Source organism: Micromonospora sp. AMSO12t (genome assembly GCF_008806585.1).
In the GTDB taxonomy this organism is placed as follows: Bacteria; Actinomycetota; Actinomycetes; order Mycobacteriales; family Micromonosporaceae; genus Micromonospora; species Micromonospora reichwaldensis.
In genome coordinates this window covers 1-6687 of the sequence record NZ_WAAS01000323.1, presented here as the reverse complement: position 1 = coordinate 6687, position 6687 = coordinate 1, and the positions used below count along the sequence as shown (strand labels likewise).

At 73.5% G+C, this 6687-nt stretch carries 9 protein-coding genes; 6 read left to right on the top strand and 3 right to left on the bottom strand.

Translation table 11 applies throughout. The annotated features are described in order from the left end of the window. The 5 genes from F6X68_RS29260 to F6X68_RS29240 form a co-directional block, all read left to right on the top strand. The coding region (locus F6X68_RS29260; RefSeq protein ID WP_225852496.1) for a hypothetical protein at positions 1-878 on the top strand (878 nt) is incomplete at its 5' end. A 46-nt stretch (positions 879-924) separates the two neighbouring features. Beyond that, complete coding sequence (locus F6X68_RS29255) at positions 925-1257, top strand: DUF1232 domain-containing protein (protein ID WP_151457275.1); 333 nt, start codon at positions 925-927, stop codon at positions 1255-1257. Positions 1258-1288: 31 nt separating this feature from the next. Next, a complete protein-coding gene (locus F6X68_RS29250; protein ID WP_151457274.1) occupies positions 1289-1696 on the top strand; it encodes a pyridoxamine 5'-phosphate oxidase family protein in 408 nt (135 codons plus the stop codon). Between the two features lie 298 nt (positions 1697-1994). Continuing rightward, positions 1995-2666 (top strand): C39 family peptidase, encoded by a 672-nt coding sequence (locus F6X68_RS29245; RefSeq protein ID WP_151457273.1) that lies wholly within the window; start codon positions 1995-1997, stop codon positions 2664-2666. Positions 2667-2843: 177 nt separating this feature from the next. Continuing rightward, positions 2844-3446: a hemerythrin domain-containing protein gene (locus F6X68_RS29240; protein ID WP_151457272.1), complete on the top strand. Its 603-nt coding sequence runs from the start codon at positions 2844-2846 to the stop codon at positions 3444-3446. 64 nt (positions 3447-3510) lie between these two features. On the opposite strand, the gene F6X68_RS29235 is transcribed toward F6X68_RS29240, so the two are convergent. From F6X68_RS29235 to F6X68_RS29225, 3 genes are all read right to left on the bottom strand, one after another. Beyond that, positions 3511-3747, bottom strand: coding sequence for a ferredoxin (locus tag F6X68_RS29235; RefSeq protein WP_132231878.1), 237 nt, complete (start codon positions 3745-3747; stop codon positions 3511-3513). Between the two features lie 4 nt (positions 3748-3751). After that, positions 3752-4957 (bottom strand): cytochrome P450, encoded by a 1206-nt coding sequence (locus F6X68_RS29230; protein ID WP_151457271.1) that lies wholly within the window; start codon positions 4955-4957, stop codon positions 3752-3754. A 197-nt stretch (positions 4958-5154) separates the two neighbouring features. Further along, positions 5155-5337 (bottom strand): antitoxin, encoded by a 183-nt coding sequence (locus tag F6X68_RS29225; RefSeq protein ID WP_151457270.1) that lies wholly within the window; start codon positions 5335-5337, stop codon positions 5155-5157. Between the two features lie 201 nt (positions 5338-5538). On the opposite strand from F6X68_RS29225, the gene F6X68_RS29220 reads away from it, so the two are divergent. Then, positions 5539-6663, top strand: a complete 1125-nt coding sequence (locus tag F6X68_RS29220; RefSeq protein ID WP_151457269.1) for an AI-2E family transporter — start codon at positions 5539-5541, stop codon at positions 6661-6663. The last annotated feature ends 24 nt before the right edge of the window (positions 6664-6687 follow it).

Here is a 6687-nt window from a genome sequence, read left to right as displayed (position 1 = left end):
CGCCCGTACGCCGGGCACAGACCCTGTCGATTCCCTCGATCGACCGCGAGGTGCTGACCATGGAAAACGTGTTCTCCTCCGTCCTGCTCGACGTGCCCCGGGCCGCCGTAATCTGGCTGAGCCTGCTCGGGGTCGTCGCCGTCACCGTGGCCGGCCTGGTGCTGCGTCCCGGTCGCCTCCGCTTCGACGCCGGCTCCCGCATCCGGCGCGCCGCGATGCCGAGTGAGCTGGAACGGGCCGAGGAGGAGCGCGAACGTTCCCGGTACGCGGGGGAGGTCTCGGTCGCCGCGGAACGGGCCGCCACCACCGCCGCCCGCCTGCGGGCCGAGTGGCTGACCGCGCAGGAGGAGGTCGAGGCGGCCTGGCAGGCGTACGAGGCCGCCGAGGTGGACGTCCGCCGGCTGGCGGTCACCGAGGCGATGCCCCTGCCGCGTACCGTCCGGACGCCCGCCGAGTACGCCGAGCGCGAGCGCTTCCTGCACCGGGCCGCCCTCGACGCGTACTGGCGCAAGGAGTTGTCGGTCGAACAACTCAGCGACGTCTTCGCGCACCGCGACGGGTGGGACCCCCGGCTGCACCCGGTCGAGCAGGAACTGGTGCTGCGCCGGGCGGTACGCGACCACCTGCTCGCCCGGCAGCGGGCGGCCCGGGAGCGGGAGCAGGCGGCGTGGCGGGCGGCCGAGAACGCCGCCGAGGCGGCGCGCAGCCTGCGGGACGAGGCGTTCGCCGCGGTCAACCGCCGCCCCGAGGAGTCGCAGTCGCTGCTGCCGCTTGTCGAGGGCGCCGCAGTGGCGGAGCAGACCCGGGAGTTCCCGGTGCTGACCGGCCGCGAGGTGCCGTCGGTGGCCCGGGGCCGGGCGGCGGTTCCCGCGTACTGACCGGCATGGCCGGGCGGAACCGGTCCCGCTGGGCTAGCGTGACGGCATGTCCAGGGAGGCGTGGATCGTCGTCGGCGTCGTGGCGGTCGTCACGTTGGTCGGCGCGGTGGTGCTGGCCGTCCGCGTGATCCGCACCCGCCGCCTGCTCGGCACGCTCGGGCTGAACGGCAAGCTCGCCTTCTACGGGGCGATGCTCTACACCGTCCTGCCGATCGACCTGCTTCCCGACCCCATCTACCTGGACGACATGGCGGTGCTGACCGGCGCGCTGCTCTACCTGGGTCGGCTGGTCCGGCAGCGCCGCGCCGCGAGCGCGCCGCTGCCCGGGGCACCCGACGCGCCGTCCGGCGCCGACCGGGCGGACCGTCGCGTGCCATGATCGGCGCCGCACCGCGAGACAGGGGACGGACATGCCCGGCGACCATCGGTTGGCGCCCCACGACGAGCGGGTCGTGGCGTTCTGCCGGGAACGGCACCTGGCCACGTTGACCACCCTGCGCAGGGACGGCACCCCGCACGTCGTACCGGTGGGGGTCACCTTCGACGCGTCGACCGGGCTGGCCCGCGTGATCACCGGCGGCGCGTCCCGCAAGGCGCGGCACGTCGCCGCCGCCGGCCCCGGGGGCGCCCCGGTGGCCGTCTGCCACGTCGACGGGCGGCGCTGGCTCACCATCGAGGGGCGGGCCGTCGTGCGCTCCGACCAGCCGGCCGTCGCCGAGGCCGAGCGCCGGTACGCCGAGCGCTACCGGACGCCCCGCCCGAATCCGGACCGGGTGGTCATCGAGATCACGGTGACGCGCCTGCTGGGCAGCCTGTGACCGGTTGACCGGTTCGTCCCGTCCCGCGCCACCCACGTACGCCTGACCGGTCCGGGTGTGACGCGGGGCATCCGTACGCCGGAATCCTGCCGCCCGTGGCCCGGTTGAACCTCGACGTGCGGCCGGTGCGCCCCCGGTCGCGGGCCCGGAATGCCCATCGGAGCAGGGCCGTTGCATCCCTGAGTACGCCCCGTGGGCCGACCGCCCCGGGCCGTCGAATTCCCCGAGCCGAGCGCCTCTCCCGGTGCTGTGCGCCCCGGTCCCCCCGGCGGCGTCGACCCCCGATTGGAGCCCGACCATGAATCCGATCGTCCAGAAGAGCGGTCTCTCCATCGCCGGCCTGCTGGTGGCCGGCGGATGCCTCGCGGGTCCGGCGGTGACCGCCCAGGCGGCGCCGGCGACGACCACCCCGGTCGGCGCGGTGCACACGGACGACCGCGCCGCCAAGAACGGCCGCCCCGACCGGCGTGCCGAGCGCGCCGTGGGCATCGAGTACCAGGCGCAGCCCAACTTCTACTACTGCGGTCCGGCCGCGACCCGGATCGCCCTGTCGGCGCTGGGCCGGGCGCTCCCCCAGGACGAGGTCGCGAAGAGGCTGGGCACCACCGAGGCCGGCACCGACTCCGCCCTCGACATCACCCGCGTGCTCAACGAGCTGACCGGCGGCGGATACCGGACCACCGAGATCCCGGATCCGGTGGCCAAGCCGGAGCAGGTCGACCGGCTGCGGTCCGACGTCGTCGCGGCCCTCGACAAGGGCCGGCCGGTGGTGGCCAACATCAAGGGCACCGCGGTCGACACGGTCGGCAACCCGCACTCGTACGAGGGCGGGCACTACCTGACCCTGGTCGGCTACCGGGACGGCGGCGACCTGATCCGGATCGCCGACCCGGCCGCCCCCGAGGGGGAGTACTGGATGACCCTGGAGAAGGTCGCCAACTGGACCGCCGAGCGCGGCTACTCGTCCTGATCCGACCCGCCGAGGGCCGGCCTCCTACGGGGGCCGGCCCTCTGCCGTGCCGGCGCGACGGGCGCCCGCCGAGCACGGGACGCGGGTCGGCGACACATCGATGACCGGTGGGTTCGGTGGACGGTTCCCGGGTACCAGGCCCACAACCGACCGTTCCGCAACCGGTAAGGGGCAGACATGACCAACCCACAGGACATCAGGGGTCAGGACGTCGTGGACGTCCTGACCGCCGACCACCGTGAGGTCGAGGCGCTCTTCGTGCAGTTGGAGAGCCGGCAGGGCACCCCCGAGCACCGTCGGCAGCTGGCCGACGTGGTGATCGCCGAGCTGGTCCGGCACGCCGTCGCCGAGGAGATGCACGTCTATCCGACCGCCCGCAAGGCGCTGCCGGACGGCGACCAGATCGCCGAGCACGAGATCTCCGAGCACGCCGACGCCGAGCGGACCATGAAGGAGCTCGAGTCGGTCGACCCGTCCGACCCGCGCTTCGACGAGCTCCTGGCGCACCTGACGAGCACGATCCGGCACCACGTCAAGGACGAGGAGTCGGACCTTTTCCCCCGCCTGCGCGCTGCGGTCGCCACCGAGGAGATGGTCGAACTGGCCGGCAAGGTGGAGGCGACCAAGAAGACCGCTCCGACCCGGCCGCACCCGGCCGCACCCGACCGGCCGCCGGCGAACCGGCTGCTCAACCCCGGCGCCGGCCTGGTGGACCGGATGCGGGACGCGCTGAGCGGCCGCGTCACGTCGACGGCGGAGCTGGGCCAGCAGCAGCGCTGACCGCCCCCGCTCATGGTGGCCACGCCCGGCCCGGGGCGTGGCCACCGGCATGTCACCGGCCGGCTCAGGTCTCCGGGGCGATCCGGCGCAGGCCGTCCGCCTCGGACACGATGACCGCCTCCATCGGGCAGGAGTCCGCCGCGTCCACCAATGCGTCGTCCGGCGCCACCCGCTCGGCCAGCGGGCGGGCCAACCCGTCCACCAGCACGAAGTGCCTCGGCGCGGTGCCCGCGCAGATCCCCGACCCGATGCACCGCGTCGGGTCCACGTGCACCCGCCACTGCTCGTCCGTCGCACTCATCTGTTCACCAACTCACCGGCATGGCGACGAGCCCCCGGACCAGCAGGCCGCTCTTCCAGGTCAGCTCGGATTCCGGCACGGCCAGCCTCAGGTCGGGCGTGCGGGCGATCAGCGTCTCCAGGACGACCTGGAGCTCCATCCGGGCGAGCTGCGCGCCAACGCAGTGGTGCACCCCGTGCCCGAAGCCGAGGTGGGGGTTGACCTGCCGGGTCAGGTCGAGCCGGTCCGCGTCGGCGAAGACCGTCTCGTCCCGGTTGGCCGACGAGATCGACACCACCACCGGCTCGCCGGCCCGTACCAGCACGCCGCCGACCTCGACGTCCTCCATCGCGTAGCGGGCGAAGGCCGAGGACGCGCCGAGCGGCACGTACCGCATCAGCTCCTCGACGGCAGCCGGCACCAGGTGCGGCCGCGACCGTAGCCGGGCCCACTCGTCCGGGTGGGTGAGCAGGGCGTACACGAAGTTGGGGATCTGGGTCACCGTCGTCTCGTGCCCTGCCGCGAGCAGCCCGGCGGCCAGGCGCACGACCTCGTCCTCCGCGAGCCGGTCGTCGGCGTCCCGGGCCCGGACCATCGCGCCGATCAGGTCGTCGGTGGGTTGCTCGCGCCGCCGCGCGATCAGCTCGCCCATGTACGCGAGGAGACTGTCGATGTACTCCTGGGCCTGCTCCGGGCTCAACGAGGTGGTCGACACGATCGCCTCGGACCAGGCGTGGAATCGGTCCTGGTCGGCCACGGGTACGCCGAGCAGGTCGCAGATGACCCGGATCGGCAGCGGGGTGGCCAGGTGCTCCACCAGGTCGGCCGGTGGACCGGCCGCGAGCATGCCGTCCACCAGCTCGTGGGCCACCTCCCTGGTCCGGGGCCGCAGTTCCTCCACCCGGCGGGCGGTGAACGCCTTCGCCACCAGCCGACGCAGCCGGGTGTGCTCCGGCGGGTCCATCGACAGGATCCCGCCCTCCTGCTGTCGCGGCGAGTTGCGGGGCTCGTCCCGACCCACCGAGGCGGCCCGGCTGAACCGGGCGTCGCCGAGCACGGTCCGGACGTCGGCGTGCCGGGTGGCGAGCCAGGCCGGCTCGCCGAACGGCATCCGGATCCGGGTGAGCGGCTCGTCCCGGCGCAGCCGGGCGTAGCGCGGGTCGAGGTTGAGCCGGTCGGGGTCGCTGAACGGATAGCGGTGGGGGACGGTCGTCTCGGGGGCCTCGGTCACCGGATGGTTTCCTCTCGTCACGGCGCCCCAAGGGGAGGGCGCCGGTCCGGTCGGGGACGACTCCACGTTGAGTCATGTTCCGACTGCGGATAGTAGCGAGAGTCATCGATCCTTGGCTAGCGGTACGCGTCGATCCGTCAGGAAACAGTCGTCCCGGGCCACCTGCCTGCGCGGCGACCCGGGACGCTACGAGGGGTTCAGCGGACCTGGTCGCCTTCGCCGGTGCGCGCCTGGGCCTGGTCGACGCCCTTGTCGATCTGCTCGTCGTACTTGCCGCCCGTGCGCTTGTCGGCCATGTCGCCGCCCTTCTCCATGCCCTTGTCGACCTGCTCGTCGTGCTTGTCGGCGAAGTCCTTGGCCTTGTCCATGAAGTCGCTCATCGGGGTCCTCCTCGAAGCCGGTTCCGATCCCTGCCTTCCCTGGGCCCGGGGGCCCAAACGCGACGGAGCAGCGGCCCGGGGGCGGTCGGGAAACGGCGGTCGCCCCCGACGCCCCGGCCGCCCATCTAGCGTGAAAGGGGACGCGGGTGTCGAAGGGACGCCGGCCGGGTACCGACTCGCCGGAGATCGAGGAGGGCCGACGTGGTCGCAGACGATGCCGGGCGTACGCCCGAGAGAACGCCCGGCCGGGGCGCCGGCTCCCGACAGACCTGGGCCGCGCTCCCCTGGCTGGTCCGCTCGGCCGTGGTGTGGAGCGCCTGCCTGGTGGTGATCGTCGCCGGGCTGTACCTGCTGGGGAAGATCGCGGTGCTGCTCGCGCCGCTGGCCATCGCGCTGGCCGTCACCATCTTCCTCACCGCGCTGCTCGACCCGGTGCAGCTCGCGCTGCGCCGGCTCCATCTGCCCGCCGCACTGGCCGCCCTGCTCACCGTACTGCTGCTGCTCGGCCTGCTGTTCGGCGTCGGCGCGCTGGTGTGGAGCCTCACCGCCAACCAGTTCAGCGAGTTGAGCGAGGAGCTGGTGCAGGGCCTGCAACGGACCCGGGACTTCGTGACCTCGACGCTGCCGGTCAGCGACCGACAGCTCGACCAGCTGCTCGACCAGGCCCGCCAGGGGCTCGGGCAGGGCTCGGTCGACCCGGTCTCCGGCGCCAGGACGGCCGCGGAGGTGCTCGGCTCGGCGCTGCTCGCGCTCGTCCTGCTGTTCTTCCTGCTCAAGGACGGCAGGTCCATGTGGCGCTGGACGCTGTCCCGCACGACCGGGCCGAACCGGGAGGTGACCGCCGAGGCGGGCCGGATGGGTTGGCGGACACTCGGCGCATACAGCCGGGGCACCATGCTGATCGCCGCGATCGACGCGATCGGCATCGGCCTGGCACTGGTGGTGCTCCGGGTGCCGCTGGCCTTCCCGCTCGCGCTCATCACCTTCTTCGGCGGCTTCATCCCGATCATCGGGGCGACCGTGGCCGGCGCCGTGGCGGTGCTGGTCGCGCTCGCGGCGAAGGGGCCGGTGACCGCACTGCTCGTCCTCGCCGCCGTGATCACCGTCCAGCAGGTCGAGGGCAACCTGCTGGAGCCGCTGGTCATGAAGCGTCAGGTGCGCCTGCACCCGGCGGTGATCCTGGTGGCGGTGACCGCCGGCACCCTGATCGCCGGCATCGCCGGGGCCTTCGTCTCGGTGCCGATCACCGCCGTCGTCTGGCGGGTCATCGACACCATCCAGCAACACCGCCAGCGCCCGACGCCCGCGCCCCCGACCCCCGCCTGACCACCCTGCCGGGTGGGTCCTCAG

Coding starts and splice junctions, on each gene's coding strand:
- F6X68_RS29255 (WP_151457275.1), top strand. CDS start 925: ATGTCCAGGGAGGCGTGGATCGTCGTCGGCGTCGTGGCGGTCGTCACG.
- F6X68_RS29250 (WP_151457274.1), top strand. CDS start 1,289: ATGCCCGGCGACCATCGGTTGGCGCCCCACGACGAGCGGGTCGTGGCG.
- F6X68_RS29245 (WP_151457273.1), top strand. CDS start 1,995: ATGAATCCGATCGTCCAGAAGAGCGGTCTCTCCATCGCCGGCCTGCTG.
- F6X68_RS29240 (WP_151457272.1), top strand. CDS start 2,844: ATGACCAACCCACAGGACATCAGGGGTCAGGACGTCGTGGACGTCCTG.
- F6X68_RS29235 (WP_132231878.1), bottom strand. CDS start 3,747: ATGAGTGCGACGGACGAGCAGTGGCGGGTGCACGTGGACCCGACGCGG.
- F6X68_RS29225 (WP_151457270.1), bottom strand. CDS start 5,337: ATGAGCGACTTCATGGACAAGGCCAAGGACTTCGCCGACAAGCACGAC.